Raw genomic sequence first — 14,493 nt, 5'->3', positions numbered from 1 at the left:
CATTCAGTGGGTCCGGTCGCCCGAGAGGGGCTGATGGGTGGACAGGGCCAGGAGCCGCTCCAGGACGCTCCTGTAGTCGCGCAGGGCCAGGCGCAGCTGCTCGGTGTCCGCCGTCTCGGCGTCCTTCCAGCGGTCGCGCAGGGCGTTCGTACGGGTGGTGAGGCTGCTGGTGAGCGACTCCACGACCTCGCCCACGAGACCGTCCGCCCGCTGCACCGCCTCGGAGGGGTCGTCGACGAAGCCCGCCTGCAGGTCGCGCCAGCGGCCCTGCACCTCGGTGGGGTCCTGGTCGAACAGGGAGACCTCGTCGGGAGCCGCGTGCGCCGGGCGCTCGTCGGCCGCGACAGGGGTGTGCGCGGGGTCGGGGTCGGGGTCGGGGTCGGTCAGCATGTCGCCGGTCCTGGCATAGGGGTCGCGGTAGGCCGCGTCGTCCTCTGGGGCGCCGGGGGTGACGGTGGTGCTGCCGGGGGTTCCGGGGGTCGTGTACTCGTCGTCGGTGCGGGGGCTCTGGGGGTCCTCGTCGTCGACGCTGTCACGGTCGTACGCGTCGTGACGCACGTCCGCCTCATCGCCGTCGCCGGCCGTCTCCCGCTTGGGGAGGTCACTCCGGGGGTACGGGTCGCGCTCGTCGTCGTTGGCATAGGGGTGGCCGGGGTCGTCGGGGGAGTAGCCGGCACTCTCATCGCCCGGCCCTCTCGTGGCGTCGCCGGGCGGGGTGCCGAACTCGTCATCCCGGTCGGCCCGGTCGTCGGCGCCGTCCCTGGTCCTGTCGTCGGCCGTCTGGGACGGCACCTTCAGCTCGTCACTCATATCGTCGTCACCGTCCTTGGGTGGTCTCGTGCAGCAATTCCTCGAACAGCGCGCGGTAGTGCACCATGGCCTGCCGGAGCTCCTCCGTGGAGGCCTCCTTCCTGGCCGCGCGCCCGCTGATCTCGTGAGCCGTCCGGTAGTGGTCGAGCGTCGCCGCGTGGCCCACCGACAGGTCGGACACGCGCTGCTCGAAGTCCTCCGTGGGATAGCCCCGCTCCGCCATGACGGCGGTGACCAGCTGGTCGGCCTCCGTCACCGCGAACCCGGGCGCGTCCACGAAGCGCTCCTGCACCTCGGTCCAGCGGCCGGCGTAGCTGTCGCGCGACTCATCCGTCAGGGGGCGGATGTCGAGCTCCGAGTGCCGCTGCTCACGGCTGAGCAGCTCCTGCTCCGCGTCGCGGCGGTTGTCGCGCTCGGCGACTATGCGTTCGTACTCCGGGCCGAAACGTTCGCGGAGATGGGTGCGACGCTTCTGCTGCTGCAGTACGACAAAACCCACTGCGGCGAGCGCCACCACCACGACCACGACGACGGCCACCCAGATGATGGTGGTCATATTGTTCGCCTCCGGTCTCTGTGTTGAGACCAGCGACTTCCCTCTATGGGCAGGTCGAAACTAGTTTCAGCCAGTCTCGAGACCCTTCCTGGCGGCTGCCAGCACGGACGCGACATGTGAGCCGGATGGGGCCACAGGGGTCTCGCCGAACCCTTCGGCGGCGTCGTAGCGCACGTCCAGCCCCGCGTCGACCAACCGCTGCGCCCACCGCAGAGCCGTGTTCAGCCGCTCGGCCGCCGGCGGCTTCCCCTGAGCCGCGGCCGACAGATTCCGCAGATTGGTGGCGGGCCCGGACTGGGAGTGCTCGCGGGCCAGCGTCCAGGGGATGGCGGCGCTGTGGTCGAGCATCGGCTTGGCGAGCCCGGCGGCCCGCTTCGCCTGAAGCACCCCGGACTCGCTCACCCCGAAGTGAACGGCCAGCTCCTGCACGCTCATCCCCTCGCTGACGAGCCTCGCCAGCTCCTTGCGATCAATGGTCGGCTTACGCCCCACCAGGCGGCCTCCGCTCCTGTTTTCCGTGTGCGCGCGCACCTCTGATGTGCGCTAAGGTTATGACGTCCCGCCCCGCAAGGGGCGGCCGACACAGCCGGGACGTAGCGCAGCTTGGTAGCGCACTTGACTGGGGGTCAAGGGGTCGCAGGTTCAAATCCTGTCGTCCCGACCAGATTTTCACTGGTCGATAAGGGTGTCACTCGAATGGGTGGCACCCTTTTGCATTGGTGAGTGACTAACTGAGTGACTAGCGCCGAAGATGTCATCCATCACCGCAGCTCCTTGCAGGAGTACGGGGCGGATCTGCTTACGGTAGACGGCTTCGGTGACCGCCGTGCCGCTGTGGCCGACCAGGCGTGCGATGTCCTCCAGGGGAACACCCGAGTTGGACAGCAGTGAGACGAAGCTGTGCCGCATCTCCCGGGGCGTCCAGTAGTAGGCAGGCATGCCAGCGTCGTTCACGATCTTCCGGAACGCTCTTCGTATGTTGTGAGCGTCGAGCGGCGTGCCCACGAGGGACGCAAAGACCAGGCCGTGATCCTTCCACCTCTTCCCCGCCTCCCTCTTCTCCCTTCGCTGCTGCTCCTTGTGCGCCCTGAGCGCCTCTACACACCGCTTGGGCAGCGCCAGTGATCTCCGTGAGCGCTTGGTCTTGGTATCGCCTCCCTCGCGTACAGAGCGCCACACGGCGATCCACGGCGGGATGTCCTTATCCAAATCGCCGATGAGATCGACCTCCCTCCAGGTGAGTGCCCGCAACTCCTCCGTACGAGCACCAATCAGTAGCGAGAGCACGACGTAGGCGTACAGACGGGTGCCCTCGGCAGCGTCGAGCAGAGCAGTCGCCTGGTCGAGAGTGAGAGACTTGGACGGCCGGCCTTGCTTGCCTTCGGGGATCTCGCAGAGGCCCACGACATTGCGCTTCACCTTGTCGCGGGCCTGGGCGAACTTGACCGCCCGATTCAGGCACGAGTGGAGCAGTCGCACCGTACGGGCACTGAGGACCTTGGCCTTACCGACCAGCCACCGGTCTATGTCCTCGGCACTCAGCTCCCGCAGTTTGCGAGCGCCCAGGTCCGAGATGATGTGCTTGTCGCATAACGTTCGGTAGTTGGTGAGCGTGTTCTTGTCACGACCATGCAGACCATAAGTGAGCCAGTTCCTCATAGCGTCCGCGACTGTGTAATTGGCTGGGCCGCTCGCGAGCCCATCCTCGTAGTCGCGGATGATCTCTTTGAGCTTGGTTTTAGCTTCGGTCTTGGTTTGGCCGCTCGCCTTTTTGACAGTGCGCTTTCCAGCGGGGGTATAGCCGACCGTCAGCGAGGCGATCCAGCGTTGACGCTTTTCGTCCCAATGCAGCCCTCCATCTCCCCGACTACGTCGCTTAGTCATCAGACCGCCCTCGCTTCCTGCTCCAAAAGAGCGATGTACTCCGCGATAGCCGAGGCGGGCACCCGTCGATTGCGTCCGGCTTTTACGCTGCGAAGACGTCCAGATCGGATCTGTTCATAGAGGTACCGGCGCGACAGGCGGAGAACGACGCCGGTCTCTTCGACGTCGTACAACGCTTGACCAGGGTAAACGACAGGCTTCCTACGGGTCGGCATGAAAAGGTACTCCGTTCACGGTCTGATAGTTGATCAGGCTGCAAGCGGTGTGGACGAACTACATGCCTGTTCGTAGGCAAGTTCTTCGCGTCCTGCTCGATTGTATTCGCGGGCTTGTGCCGCTGCCGTGTTGGCTAAGAGCGCGTCTCCGGTAGTTTTCCACCCGGTTCCGGCATAGGTGAGGTCGCCGATGATGAGCGTCGTTTCGTCGTCAACGTTGGCTTGACAGCCGAACGCATCGGAAGCATATTCGCGTCCATTGTCCTGGGAACGACGGTAGCGGACGCGTGCAGCGCGTAGAGCGGCGAAGGTGGTGGAGTAGCGACGGGCTTTGGTGAAGAAGTGCCCACCGAAGCCAAGCATGTGCGCCCAGCGGCGCAGACCGTCGAATCCAGCGTGTCGGGGATGGCCGAGATCCCAGCAGGCGGCGATCAGCCGTTCGGCATGGATTCCATGTCGGTTCGCATACTGCTTGATCGAGATGCGGTCCAGCCGGCGAGAAACGTGTCCAGTAATCTCTGTGCCTTTGGTGGCGTACTTGGCGAGATAGGCCGCGACCATGGTGTCGGTGACGGGGGCGTCTGCTCGAAGGGTCAAGGACCGGACGTCCAGCTGATCGCCCCAGGAAATGGGCCAACCGGTGGGCCGTTCCTCGTGTCCGTCGGTGGTGAAGCGGATAACGGTGGCGGCGTGCCGGACTGCGTCAGCCAGGTCGTCAGCGGTGATGTCGTCGGGTGGGGCGATGACGGCGGTGGGGTCATCGGGGTCCAGGCCGTCGAGGCGGAGGAGGGCGTGGAAGTGCACGGCTCCGCGTCGCTGGTATTCGGCGGCTTTGCCATGGGCGATGCGGACGCGAGGTAGTCCGCGGCGGCGGGCTATGCGGTTGAGGTGGCGTTCCATGGCTTGTTTAGTGCGGCGCCAGAGTTCTCCTGCGTGGTTGTTCCACACGACGTGGTGGTCGTGGTCGTAGCAGTCCAGGCAGAGGGGTTGGCCGATACGTTGGTCAGTACATTCATGGCGGGCGAAACAAACTTGAGGGATGTGGTGGGAGCAGAATTCGGCGGTGCGCCGGGCGTGGCAGGGTTCGGGACGGCACGTGCAACGACTCTTGTCGGTGCAGGTGTGGATGCGGACGTGCCGGGTGTGGACGATGCCGAAAGTGGGGGCAGTGAAGGTGGCGAACACGGCCGGGTGGGTGGTGACAGTCTCAGGGACGCCTTTGCCGCCGGCCAGGCCGGAGCGGACGAGGTGATAGGCGTCGCGGCGGTAGGTCTCGGCGCAGGAGGGGCAGACGGTGGTGCGGCGGTTGCCGCAGGCTTTGTAGATGACCCGGTCGGGCAGGGCCGAGGTCGGCACGGTGCCGGTCACCACACCGGTGCGGGTGTCAACGGTGTGCAGGTCACCATACAGACGAATCGGGGCGGTGCATCCGGCGGCGGACCAGACATGATCGAGCCAGTCGAAGTAGCCGTCACCGGCGCGGGCCAGCGCGTGCTCTTGTGCGAACAGGGCCGCAATGGCGGGAAAGCGGGTAGGGCGGGTTTCGATGTTCGCCCCCGTGCCCGGGAGAGTGAGCTGTTGCCCGCTCTTTCCGGGGACGGGAGCCAGCGTCGAAGAATCCGACGAGCTGGAGGTCATGGGCGGCTCCCGTTGAGGGTGCCGTCGAGGTGGCCGAGCAGGGCTGCGGCGAGGTCAGTGGTGATGCCGAGATGGTCAGCGAGGATGGCTGCGGTGACCGGTTGGTCGCTGCCTTGCCGGTGAGCGAAGACGGCCATGCGTGCGCCCTGGAGGAGTTCGTCAGGGATGGCGATGACAGGCTCGATCGCGGGTGTGTCGGTGCGCGGGATCTCCGCTGTCACTGTCGTGATCGTCTCGTTGGCGCGTTCCGGTGGAGCGCTGATGTGATCGGGAGTTGTTTTGCTCGCCGGGGTGCCGGACAGGGCGAGTTTGGTGAGAGCGAGGAAGGCCAGGGCCGGGACGGCGCTCAGGAGCCATCCGCTGGGGCTGGATTCGGCGACCGCGAGTTGTGCGGCGATGGACAGCGCGGCGGCGGCGATGAGGACCAGCATGGGATAGACGACGGAGGCTCCGGCGCGCTTGCGGCGGCGGATTTCCAGGCCGGCGGCGGTGGGGGTGAGTTCGGAGATGATGGCGTTGGCCCAGCCGAACCAGTCGCCGGTGCCGGCGGGTACGTGGTGCATGGTCCAGTCGTGGACGTGGGTGAAGGACGCTGCTCCGGCCATGCCACCGATGAGGAGCAGGATGCCGACTTGGGCGATGGACTCCAGGCGTTCGCTTCGTTTGCTGGAGGAGGGCATGAGGTGGCTCCTTTCAGGTGTCAGCCGGGGTGCGGGTCAGCGGCTGGAAGCAGTCGCCGCAGGTGATCGAGGCGCTGGCGAGCAGAGTTTCGGCGATGCTCACGACTCGGTGGCAGGCGCAGACGGCGTCCACGAAGGTGATCTCATACGGCGAGCTGTGCTCTGCCGTGTAGATGAGGTCGGTGGTGGGCAGGTCCCAGCCGGTGACACGGGGCGTGATGCCGCACAGAGGGCAGGATCGTGATGCTCCGCCGCGTCGTTTGAGGGAGCGCTCCAGGTTGCGCCCGCCGGTCCAGGTGCGAGCCACCATGAAGTCGATGCCTGCGGCGGTGATGACTTGAAGCAGGCGGGCGCCGCGGCGATTGCGGTGCTGGCGCAGTCGCCTGGTGAGGTTCCCGGCGGTCCAGCCGATGTAGTGGCGGGCGTGTTTGTATGGCTGGGTGAAGTGCAGCAGGTAGACAGTCCCGCCAGTGGTGGCGGTCATGGAGTGTCACCGCCCCAGCGCTGTTGCGCGGCCTGGCGGGTGATGGTTAAGGGGCGGGCGATGTCTGCCCAGGAGTAGCCCTGTGCACGGAGGCCGGTGACGGCGTGCGCGATGGCGGTGTCGAGTTCGTCGATGAGGTCGACGGCGTCGGCGAGTGCTTCGACGTCGCCGGTGGCGATGCGGCGGCCGTAGGCGCGGATGGCGCGTCGTAGGAAGGCGGCGTACTGGTCGTTCTCGACCACGCGTCGTGGGCCATCAGATGTCAAGGCGGGGTTGCCGGTGCGGTCGGCTTCGGGCATGCCTGACGGCACGGTGCAGGTAGGCTGCATGAGTCCACGTCCTTCGCTTTTCGCAGGTGGAGATGTGGGGGTGCAGGGGCCGGAGAAGCTGTCCAGGCGGTTCCGGCCCTTGCGCGTTGTCAGGGCATGAGCCAGCCGCTGATGTCGCGACTGGCGGTGACGATCAGTACGGCGGCGCAGTAGCAGCACCCGGCGTAGTGCGGGCCGTAGCGGCTGTAGATGTAGTCGTCCTCATCCCAGAACCGCAGTTCGGCGGCCTGGCAGCGAGGACAGCGCAACGCGCTGGTGATCAGGTCGTAGGCCCGGTCGTGCATGCACCACGGGCAGTAGATAGGCGTCTTCGGCCTGGTGGTGATGAACCAGTCGGCCGAGCTGAGCATGGGCGCGGTGTTGAAGCAGTCGTCTCCGTCGCACTGCACGCGCCAGTTCCGCACATCGGGGCTGCCATCCGCCCGGTACGCCTTGATGATCATGGGTGCTCCCTTCGGGGCGAGGTGTCAGGCGGCGAGTCGCTGCCGGGATGCGCGGGGCCGGCGGCCGTCACGGCGGATGGCGACGGCGTAGTCCGCGATGTGGGCGATGTCGCTGTCGGTCAGATAGGCGACCTTGATCTTGTGGGGGGTGCCGCCTTCGGCGATCAGGTAGCACACGCCCTGACTGGTCGGCGGAATCTCGGTGGCGCTGTAGCCGGAGCCGGACCAGCCGTCGCCGAGGATGATGTCGCTGGAGCCGGTGGAGGTGCAGCGGAAGGCGGCGCGGTAGCCGAACAGGTCACGCATCGACTTGGGGATGATGTCGACGCTGGGCCGCTGGGTGGCGGCGACCACGATGACGCCGGCGGCTCGGCCACGGGCGACCAGGTCACGCAGCAGGGCGATGAATTCGCGTTGCTGGCGCTCATCGCCCACGGTGGCCGAGAAGTAGGCGATCTCATCGATGATGACGACGATGACGTTGACGTCGTCGTACTGATCGATTTTGCGGCGGCGGCGGGCCATCAGCCAGGAGTAGCGGTTGTTCATCACCTGCTGCAGACGGCGCAAGGTGATGATGGCCTCATCGATGTCGGGGCCGACGAACTTGTCGGCGGCGGGGGCGAGCATGCCGAGCTCGACTTGTTTGCCGTCCAGCAGGACGAGCCGGGTACGGTCGCACAGCACGGCGTGGCAGCCGATGCACTGCACCAGGCCGGACTTTCCGCCGCCCGGCTCTCCTGCGGCCAGAAGGTTGCGGTAGATCAGCGGCAGGTAGACCGGTCGGCGCATCTCGTCGATCCCGACGAAGATCGGGTCATACATCGACATGATCGGCCCGATCGGCACCCCACCGGCGGCGGGCGCACGGGTAATGGTGGTCATGCTCGTGTGTCTCTTTCCGGGAGAGAGTGAGAAGGGCCGTGCGGGATGCCAGAAGGCCAGGCCCGCACGGACCATCGATACGCAGAGCCACGGGCTAAGGGGCCACGGGCTTGGGGCTAGGGGGTGACCACGCCGTGATAGGTGTTCTCGGCGTGGACCTTGGCCATGTGCTCCTGGGTGATGGCGGTGGCGCGGTATTCCACCGGGCCGAAGGCGCGTACGGCGCTGTAGTAGCTACCGCCTCCGCTGTATTCAGGGGTGACGCCGAGGAGGGCGGCCACGCGGTCCACTTCGACGCGTTCGGCCTGATCGATGTTGCCGTCATCGGCCACGTCGGTGGGAGTGACGCTGTAGCTGACGGTGGCCCCGAAGTTGACGGGCACGCCGGGCTCGCCGTCGAGGAAGTCGGCCAGGGCGCGCAGCCCGTCAATGAGCTGAGCACGCGCGATCGTGATTTTGAGGGAGGTGATGGTGGACATGTCCGCTGATCCTTTCCCTACGCGAGGGGGTGACAGGGTGTATGTGGGCATGCGCTGCCTGGGGACGGCCGAGCGGGGAAGTGCTCGACCGTCCCGAGAACCGGGAAATGCGCTGGCAGCAGCGCTGCTCAGTCGATGTAGTCGCTGATGTCGTCCACAGCGCTGGTGGCCGCAGCCGTGACGGCGTCGCGGATCGAGCCGGACGCTTTGCCGTTGTCGCTCCGGCCGTTCTTGGCCGTGGTTCTGGCCGTGTTCTTGGCCGCCTCCAGCACAGACGCTTCGGTGACGTCGTTGAGGTCCAGCCCGCCGTTCCCGCTGTCGGGGACGAGCGTGGCCGCCAGGCCGGCGGCGTCAGTGCTGAACTCGCCGGTCAAGGGCGAGACCACGCGCCCGGTCAGGGCGTCGCGGCGGCTGATGTCGACGCGCACCAGAGCGGAGTTCGACGCTGAGGCGCGCTCAGCGGTGACCTTGTCAGCCCAGCACGCGGCGGCGATCTGCTCCAGCCGGTTTTCCAGGTCCGACATGGCCAGGCCAGGCCGCAGCCACAGCCACACCGATTCCCCGACCAACGTGGGACGCGCCCACAGCACGAACGGCAGCGAGGCGCGGTTGTTGCCGATGATGAATTCGGCAAAGCAGGTTCGGATCCGGTGCCGGGAGATGACACACCAGCCGAGTTTGATGACCGGCCGGCGGACCTGGGGGAAGGCGAACGGCAGCGCCAGCGTGATGATGACCACCAGGCGCACGTGCATGGTGGTGTGCTGGGCCATGATCATGAAGCCGTAAACGAGGCCGGCGGTAGTGAGGATTTCCGGCAGCCACCACAGCAGGACCCGCAGCACGGGCCATAACGCGATCACGGCGGCGACCGGCAGGGCTACCGCTGCGCCGATGGCGCCACCCAGGATGAGCGCGATGATCGGATGCCAGTACTCGGCCAGCACGGTCGCGGCCAGCACGCCGACGATGAAGGTGATCACCCAGAAGGCGATCTTGGCGTTGCGCAGGTAGGACCGTGACACGTGATCCTCGATGATCGTGACAGTGCCATGGCGGCCAGGGGCTCGCCGGGGCAGAGCACGGCGGCTATTCTTAGCCATGGATCGACTTCCTTCCAAGCAGGGGGAATGTCGGTGCGGTGAAAATTGCGGCGGGGCCGGATCTGGGCAGATTTGCGGCCCCGCACGCCTACAGCAGTGACGGGCGAAAGACGCCCTACTTCTTGCCGACCCAGGTCGACATACCGCAGCCACCAGCCGTAGCCGAGTGCTTGACCTTGACCGGAGCCTCAGCCTTGAGAGTGCTCGTGGCGATCTTTCCGCTCTTGTGGCAGCTACCACACGTGAAGTCCGTGGTCTCGATCCTCTTCATCAGGACTCCTCCTGTACTCCGACCTTGTTGTCGGGTCTGCGGGAACCGGATCCAGGACCAGATCGGCGGCCCCGCGCTTGTTGAATGACTGTGGAATGAACTGGCCGTTGGCCTGGAAGTGATGCATCGGAGATGTCTCCATGCGGCATCACGAGTGGGACACCAGATGAGTACGTGTGCCTGAAGCCGGATCAGGCGGACTTGACCGCCGAAACCGCAGTCACCTTGATCTCCGTCGCGCGAAACGCAACGCCGCTACGCCCGTTGGTCGACCACGGCAGGGCCTCCAGCTTGGACAGAGAGACGACCTGTCCCACCTTCACCTCCGGCCGTACACCGGCCGTAGTGACAGCGAGAACCTCGCCCCCGTCCTCGTCCAGGACGAACACCTGCGTCGACCACATCGGCCGGCCCGTATCGCGCTCGGTCTTCTGACGACCGTTCTGGTCGGTCTTCTCCACCGACTCCTTCGACACCGTCACCTGCTTGTTGCTCGTGTCCACGTGGAGCTTCATGAAGCTCTTCCCTTCGTCTTGGGCCGCACCGCCTTTTGGTGCAATTCCCTTTGACTCAAGGCTGGGAGACAGGATCGAAATCAGCGATACTCTGAAAGTGGCCAGGGCAGCAGACCACATTGACCTCGCGGAGGCAGCATGGGGCAGCCACGAAAAGAGCTCACCCCTGATCATTCTCCCTTGCACCTATGGGGAGCTGAACTGCGCGCTTGGCGTGATCGCAGAGGCCTCTCTCTGGCTCGAATGGGACAACTCGTTCGTTATAACGCCAGCTACTTGGCTCGACTCGAACGAGGTGAAAGAAAGCCTCCGCGCGAACTAGCTGAAGCAGTAGATCGACAACTCAACGCCAGCGGTGCCCTTATCCGTCTCTGGGATTTGATCGATGACAAACCGAATCTGATTCGTCGACCTAACGATGTGGCCAACCTCAGTGGCCATGTGGCCAATACTCGCCAGGTTGTAGCCGCGATGCCCGACTTCCATGGAGAGTCAGCAGAAGCGGGGATGCTCGTTCCCTGCCGCACTCAAGATGGAAGGATCATCTTCGTGACTCTGCCTCGCCGCGCGTTCCTCAGCGGCATGGGCCTGGGCGCAATCGCAGCGGTTACCGCTGGCCCGTCGGCCTCCGCACATGCGAGGACGTTGGCGCTTCCCGACATGCATCCAGCCGAGCACTTCCGGCAGCTTCGAACGGCACTGATCGACAACGACAACCTCTTGGGGCCTCTCCGAGTGATCCCCACCGTCGAGAGCCAGATCAGCGCGATGCAGCAGCTTCGTCAAGGTCTTCGTGGCGCGGACGCCCGTGACCTTCAGCATGTTCAGACGCAGTACGCCGAGTTCTGCGGGTGGCTGTATCACGACGCTGGCGATTTCCGTTCGGCGCAGTACTGGACGGACCGCGCGCTTGAATGGTCCTACGTCACCGGTCACCCGGAGACAACGACTTACATCCTCGCGAGGAAGAGCCAGCTTGCAGGTGACATGCAGGACGCAACGCATGCTGTTGACCTAGCCGGGGCGGCCCGTACCCAAGCACGTCCCAACAGCCGTCTCGGCGCTATCGCCGCAACGTTCGAGGCATACGGCCATGCTCTCTCTGGCGATGCCTCAGCCTCCCAGCGCACCTTCGATGAAGCACACGAGCTGCTTAGTCAACTCGATGACGATCCAACATCCACGTGGGGGGCATGGATGGATCGGTCCTATGTGGAGGTGCACCGAGCCCGAAGCCTCGCCGCTCTCGGAGCACATGAAACAGCAGCGGAAGGGTTCCGTATGGCAATCGCTGCTCTACCAGCCGGATATCACCGTGATCGAGGCGTGTACTTGGCACGTGAGTCCACTGCATTCGCTGGAGCGAACGAGCCAGAGCACGCCGCCGAGATCGGGACAGAAGCTTTGAGCATCGCAGAGGCAACTGGATCAGCTCGAATCATGACGGAACTGACACGTCTGGACACTCAGCTTGAGCGCTGGCAGAAGGTGCCCGCGGTGGCCGAGTTCCGCCAGACGTTCAACAGTCTCATTGCTCACCAGGCTTAGACCCCCTCAATCCTTGAAAGAATCACGACATGCTGCGCCCATACGTGCTCTTGAGCTGTGCCATGTCCGTTGACGGCTACATCGACGACGCAACGCCTGAACGGCTCTTGCTTTCCAATGCCACCGACTTCGATCGGGTGGACGAAGTTCGAGCCAACAGTGACGCAATCCTCATCGGCGCAACCACCATGCGCCACGACAATCCCCGCCTGCTGGTCAACTCAGGCGAGCGCCGAGCCCAGCGGGTTGCCCGGGGACTGCCGGCCTACCCTCTCAAGGTGACGATCACAGCCAGCGGCGATCTCAGCCGGGATCTCAAGTTCTGGCACCACGGCGGCGAGAAGATCGTGTACTGCCCCGACGCCGCAGCATCGAAGGTTCGTGACACGCTGGCCGGCCTCACGGATGTAGTGAATACAGGCCCAGCTGTTGACCTAAGCAGGATGCTCGACGACCTGGGCTCACGGGGCGTTCGGCATCTCATGGTCGAGGGCGGTGAGACGATCCATACCCAGTTCCTCGCCCAGGGCCTAGCCGACGAGATACAGCTAGCCGTCGCCCCCATTTTTGTCGGGGACTCGGCAGCACCGAGGTTCATCGGTCACGGCCAGTTCCCCGGAGGCTCCGCCCATAGGATGAAGGTTGCCGACGTCCGCACCATCGGCGACGTCGTTCTGATTCGCTACCTCCCTAAAGAAAGTTCCGGGGACTCCATATCATGAGCGAGACAACTCCAAGCGATCGCCACTGGCTTATGAGCGCCATTGAGCTTGCTCGCAAGTGCCCGCCGTCTTCAACTGCCTATTCAGTAGGTGCCGTAATCGTGGACGAGGAAGGCAATGAAATCTCTCGCGGATACTCTCGGGAGACAGACCCTCACGTTCACGCCGAGGAGTCTGCTCTCGCGAAACTTCAGGTGATGGAAAGATCACGCCTCGCGGGCTCAACGATCTACAGCACCTTGGAGCCGTGCTCCGAACGCCGATCACGGCCCCGCACATGTACCCAGCTCATCCTTGAGACAGGAATCACCCGAGTGGTCATCGCCTGGCGTGAGCCGAGCCTGTTTGTGGCTGACTGCCAGGGAGTCGAAATCCTGGCAAGTCACGGCATCGAAGTGCTCGAAGTACCCGACCTAGCCGCCTCGGCCAGCACGGTAGGCATGCCCACCGGCAAGGCATAGAGCTTCCACCGAACGGCACCTGTGCGCCCTGTGAGAACTTTCTGTACATCATCAAGGCGGCCCGCAAGCAGGCCGCACGCGCCGCCGTCAGGGCGAACGCCGCCGCCCTCCGCTAGGGCTCCAGGCGGCCGGCTAAAAGCACGCCGGACGGCTGGCGCGGACGAGTCGACGGACCGCCACGACTGTACAGACCTCAGCACAGTGGGGGAGCGCAACTTTCGGATCACGAAGCCGAGCCGGTCAGCGCACGCGTGCGCGGTCACCACGCCGGGCCTTACGGCATGCCTCCGGCGGGGGCGCTCAGGCTCCGGGCAGCCTACGCAGCTACCGCCTCGTAGAGGGCTGCGCTGGAAAGGGGCCTGCCCGTATGTCGTCGCCCCAGGGCAAGCCCCTAGCAGACCAGCCGCGGGGCCGCCTCCGCTCAATCTCGGTCCTGGCGCCGGGCGCGTGACACGGGCAGCCCCGCAGCTGGCCCGCTACCCTGAAGGTGGGACGACGGCAGACGGGCAGGCAAGGACTGGGCACATAGGGGATTTCGGTTGGACGATCACGCTGAAGGCACTGAAATTTCTGAAATGTGGTCAGTCGATGCAGGTTGGCCTTTTTCTCCTCGTCCAGACATAATAAACGAGTTCTGGGCTATTCAGTCCAAGAGCCTACGAAATCGGTTCGAGGAAGCTCGCATCTCCCACCGAGATACGGCTGTCAGAGGTGTCGCGAATGAGAATATCCTAGGTTCATTTCTCGAAGCAGTCATGCCCTCCGGACGGATTGCTACAAGGTCTACCGTCATCGATGCAGCTGGAAAGCAGTCTCTAGAGGTTGATCTCGCCATCTGTAATTCCGATCAGCCTTTCAAGTCATCCCAGGGAAGTGCGGAGATGCTGATCGTCGAGGGAGTTGACGTTGTTATTCAAGTCAAGGCACGCTTGACGACGGCTGAGATTGTCAGCATTAGAAGCAACTGCTTCAGTGTAAAGGCTTGTCATAAAGTTCGAGCTGCCGATGACGACTACCGAGAAGAGTTCGCCGAAGATTCGGGTCGATATCTCGATCACGTTCCATATTTTGTCTTCTGTTTCGAATCGGATCTCAGTCTAGTGACCGCCTGTTCGAAGTTCGAAGAGGTGATGCATGTAGTGCATCCCGAATATCAGCCGGACGGAATCTTTGTATTAGATAAATTCACTATCCTTAATCAGAGAGATGGAAGTGGACGCATCGTTCTCGGTCCGGATCAAAAGGGGTTCGTTCCAATGAAATCTCCCGATCGAGTGCTTGCAGACTTCATGCATTGCCTGTGCGTATTTCCGCCCCGGATCATTAGGAAGTGGCACCCACTGGCTGCCTACCGTCGCCTGCCGATGCCCTAGACGAGGGATCTCCTGCATCCCCCGCTTCCCTAATAGCAACCACCGCAGTCGTGATCAAGCTCGACGACCAGTGAGATGGCAGGTTCCACCGCCAAGA

Annotated in this window: 19 protein-coding genes and 1 tRNA gene; 5 read left to right on the top strand and 15 right to left on the bottom strand. The window is 64.3% G+C overall.

Annotation, left to right across the window (positions count from 1 at the left end):
* Nucleotides 1-3: 3 nt before the first annotated feature.
* The 3 genes from ACWD0F_RS06885 to ACWD0F_RS06875 form a co-directional block, all read right to left on the bottom strand.
* Nucleotides 4-810, bottom strand: coding sequence for a hypothetical protein (locus tag ACWD0F_RS06885; protein WP_449872974.1), 807 nt, complete (start codon nt 808-810; stop codon nt 4-6).
* Nucleotides 811-817: 7 nt separating this feature from the next.
* Complete coding sequence (locus tag ACWD0F_RS06880; protein WP_449872973.1) at nt 818-1,366, bottom strand: hypothetical protein; 549 nt, start codon at nt 1,364-1,366, stop codon at nt 818-820.
* A gap of 66 nt (nt 1,367-1,432) precedes the next feature.
* Nucleotides 1,433-1,858 (bottom strand): hypothetical protein, encoded by a 426-nt coding sequence (locus ACWD0F_RS06875; protein WP_449872972.1) that lies wholly within the window; start codon nt 1,856-1,858, stop codon nt 1,433-1,435.
* 95 nt (nt 1,859-1,953) lie between these two features.
* On the opposite strand from ACWD0F_RS06875, the gene ACWD0F_RS06870 reads away from it, so the two are divergent.
* A tRNA-Pro gene (locus ACWD0F_RS06870) sits at nt 1,954-2,030 on the top strand.
* A 5-nt stretch (nt 2,031-2,035) separates the two neighbouring features.
* Here ACWD0F_RS06870 and ACWD0F_RS06865 read toward each other — a convergent pair.
* The 12 genes from ACWD0F_RS06865 to ACWD0F_RS06810 all read right to left on the bottom strand — a co-directional run bounded on the left by ACWD0F_RS06865 (nt 2,036) and on the right by ACWD0F_RS06810 (nt 10,292).
* Nucleotides 2,036-3,250, bottom strand: a complete 1,215-nt coding sequence (locus ACWD0F_RS06865; protein WP_449872971.1) for a tyrosine-type recombinase/integrase — start codon at nt 3,248-3,250, stop codon at nt 2,036-2,038.
* Nucleotides 3,250-3,465 carry a helix-turn-helix domain-containing protein gene (locus ACWD0F_RS06860; RefSeq protein WP_449872970.1) on the bottom strand — a complete coding sequence of 72 codons (216 nt, stop codon included), beginning with the start codon at nt 3,463-3,465 and terminating at the stop codon, nt 3,250-3,252. The genes ACWD0F_RS06865 and ACWD0F_RS06860 overlap by 1 nt, the downstream gene beginning before the upstream one ends.
* 33 nt (nt 3,466-3,498) lie before the next feature.
* The gene (locus ACWD0F_RS06855) at nt 3,499-5,103 is read right to left on the bottom strand and encodes a replication initiator (protein WP_449872969.1); all 1,605 of its coding nucleotides are present in this window, start codon (nt 5,101-5,103) and stop codon (nt 3,499-3,501) included.
* Complete coding sequence (locus ACWD0F_RS06850; RefSeq protein ID WP_449872968.1) at nt 5,100-5,783, bottom strand: hypothetical protein; 684 nt, start codon at nt 5,781-5,783, stop codon at nt 5,100-5,102. The genes ACWD0F_RS06855 and ACWD0F_RS06850 overlap by 4 nt, the downstream gene beginning before the upstream one ends.
* 13 nt (nt 5,784-5,796) lie before the next feature.
* Entirely contained in the window at nt 5,797-6,267 is a 471-nt protein-coding gene (locus ACWD0F_RS06845; protein ID WP_449872967.1) for a hypothetical protein, read from the bottom strand.
* Nucleotides 6,264-6,566: a hypothetical protein gene (locus ACWD0F_RS06840; RefSeq protein WP_449872966.1), complete on the bottom strand. Its 303-nt coding sequence runs from the start codon at nt 6,564-6,566 to the stop codon at nt 6,264-6,266. The genes ACWD0F_RS06845 and ACWD0F_RS06840 overlap by 4 nt, the downstream gene beginning before the upstream one ends.
* Nucleotides 6,567-6,685: 119 nt before the next feature.
* Nucleotides 6,686-7,039: a hypothetical protein gene (locus ACWD0F_RS06835; protein WP_449872965.1), complete on the bottom strand. Its 354-nt coding sequence runs from the start codon at nt 7,037-7,039 to the stop codon at nt 6,686-6,688.
* 24 nt (nt 7,040-7,063) lie between these two features.
* Nucleotides 7,064-7,924: an FtsK/SpoIIIE domain-containing protein gene (locus ACWD0F_RS06830; protein ID WP_449872964.1), complete on the bottom strand. Its 861-nt coding sequence runs from the start codon at nt 7,922-7,924 to the stop codon at nt 7,064-7,066.
* Between the two features lie 116 nt (nt 7,925-8,040).
* Nucleotides 8,041-8,403: a hypothetical protein gene (locus ACWD0F_RS06825; protein ID WP_449872963.1), complete on the bottom strand. Its 363-nt coding sequence runs from the start codon at nt 8,401-8,403 to the stop codon at nt 8,041-8,043.
* 128 nt (nt 8,404-8,531) lie between these two features.
* Nucleotides 8,532-9,365 (bottom strand): hypothetical protein, encoded by an 834-nt coding sequence (locus ACWD0F_RS06820; RefSeq protein ID WP_449872962.1) that lies wholly within the window; start codon nt 9,363-9,365, stop codon nt 8,532-8,534.
* A gap of 256 nt (nt 9,366-9,621) precedes the next feature.
* Nucleotides 9,622-9,777: a hypothetical protein gene (locus ACWD0F_RS06815; protein ID WP_449872961.1), complete on the bottom strand. Its 156-nt coding sequence runs from the start codon at nt 9,775-9,777 to the stop codon at nt 9,622-9,624.
* Between the two features lie 191 nt (nt 9,778-9,968).
* On the bottom strand, nt 9,969-10,292 hold the full coding sequence (locus ACWD0F_RS06810) for a hypothetical protein (protein ID WP_449872960.1): 324 nt from the start codon (nt 10,290-10,292) through the stop codon (nt 9,969-9,971).
* Nucleotides 10,293-10,430: 138 nt separating this feature from the next.
* Between ACWD0F_RS06810 and ACWD0F_RS06805 the strand changes: the two genes are divergently transcribed.
* From ACWD0F_RS06805 to ACWD0F_RS06790, 4 genes are all read left to right on the top strand, one after another.
* A complete protein-coding gene (locus ACWD0F_RS06805) occupies nt 10,431-11,840 on the top strand; it encodes a helix-turn-helix domain-containing protein (protein ID WP_449872959.1) in 1,410 nt (469 codons plus the stop codon).
* Between the two features lie 29 nt (nt 11,841-11,869).
* Nucleotides 11,870-12,562: a RibD family protein gene (locus tag ACWD0F_RS06800; protein ID WP_449872958.1), complete on the top strand. Its 693-nt coding sequence runs from the start codon at nt 11,870-11,872 to the stop codon at nt 12,560-12,562.
* Nucleotides 12,559-13,023 (top strand): deaminase, encoded by a 465-nt coding sequence (locus ACWD0F_RS06795; protein ID WP_449872957.1) that lies wholly within the window; start codon nt 12,559-12,561, stop codon nt 13,021-13,023. Before ACWD0F_RS06800 ends, ACWD0F_RS06795 begins: the two co-directional genes overlap by 4 nt.
* A gap of 539 nt (nt 13,024-13,562) precedes the next feature.
* Nucleotides 13,563-14,396: a DUF6602 domain-containing protein gene (locus ACWD0F_RS06790; RefSeq protein WP_449872956.1), complete on the top strand. Its 834-nt coding sequence runs from the start codon at nt 13,563-13,565 to the stop codon at nt 14,394-14,396.
* The last annotated feature ends 97 nt before the right edge of the window (nt 14,397-14,493 follow it).

It is taken from the genome of Nonomuraea sp. NPDC002799, assembly GCF_053592075.1.
The sequence above is the reverse complement of the archived record's forward strand: the minus strand, read 5'-3'. Positions and strand labels throughout refer to the sequence as shown.

Excerpts from the sequence above, each read along its gene's own strand:
- ACWD0F_RS06885 (WP_449872974.1), bottom strand. The coding sequence starts at position 810 with ATGAGTGACGAGCTGAAGGTGCCGTCCCAGACGGCCGACGACAGGACC.
- ACWD0F_RS06880 (WP_449872973.1), bottom strand. The coding sequence starts at position 1,366 with ATGACCACCATCATCTGGGTGGCCGTCGTCGTGGTCGTGGTGGTGGCG.
- ACWD0F_RS06865 (WP_449872971.1), bottom strand. The coding sequence starts at position 3,250 with ATGACTAAGCGACGTAGTCGGGGAGATGGAGGGCTGCATTGGGACGAA.
- ACWD0F_RS06860 (WP_449872970.1), bottom strand. The coding sequence starts at position 3,465 with ATGCCGACCCGTAGGAAGCCTGTCGTTTACCCTGGTCAAGCGTTGTAC.
- ACWD0F_RS06855 (WP_449872969.1), bottom strand. The coding sequence starts at position 5,103 with ATGACCTCCAGCTCGTCGGATTCTTCGACGCTGGCTCCCGTCCCCGGA.
- ACWD0F_RS06850 (WP_449872968.1), bottom strand. The coding sequence starts at position 5,783 with ATGCCCTCCTCCAGCAAACGAAGCGAACGCCTGGAGTCCATCGCCCAA.
- ACWD0F_RS06845 (WP_449872967.1), bottom strand. The coding sequence starts at position 6,267 with ATGACCGCCACCACTGGCGGGACTGTCTACCTGCTGCACTTCACCCAG.
- ACWD0F_RS06840 (WP_449872966.1), bottom strand. The coding sequence starts at position 6,566 with ATGCCCGAAGCCGACCGCACCGGCAACCCCGCCTTGACATCTGATGGC.
- ACWD0F_RS06835 (WP_449872965.1), bottom strand. The coding sequence starts at position 7,039 with ATGATCATCAAGGCGTACCGGGCGGATGGCAGCCCCGATGTGCGGAAC.
- ACWD0F_RS06830 (WP_449872964.1), bottom strand. The coding sequence starts at position 7,924 with ATGACCACCATTACCCGTGCGCCCGCCGCCGGTGGGGTGCCGATCGGG.
- ACWD0F_RS06825 (WP_449872963.1), bottom strand. The coding sequence starts at position 8,403 with ATGTCCACCATCACCTCCCTCAAAATCACGATCGCGCGTGCTCAGCTC.
- ACWD0F_RS06815 (WP_449872961.1), bottom strand. The coding sequence starts at position 9,777 with ATGAAGAGGATCGAGACCACGGACTTCACGTGTGGTAGCTGCCACAAG.
- ACWD0F_RS06810 (WP_449872960.1), bottom strand. The coding sequence starts at position 10,292 with ATGAAGCTCCACGTGGACACGAGCAACAAGCAGGTGACGGTGTCGAAG.
- ACWD0F_RS06805 (WP_449872959.1), top strand. The coding sequence starts at position 10,431 with ATGGGGCAGCCACGAAAAGAGCTCACCCCTGATCATTCTCCCTTGCAC.
- ACWD0F_RS06800 (WP_449872958.1), top strand. The coding sequence starts at position 11,870 with ATGCTGCGCCCATACGTGCTCTTGAGCTGTGCCATGTCCGTTGACGGC.
- ACWD0F_RS06795 (WP_449872957.1), top strand. The coding sequence starts at position 12,559 with ATGAGCGAGACAACTCCAAGCGATCGCCACTGGCTTATGAGCGCCATT.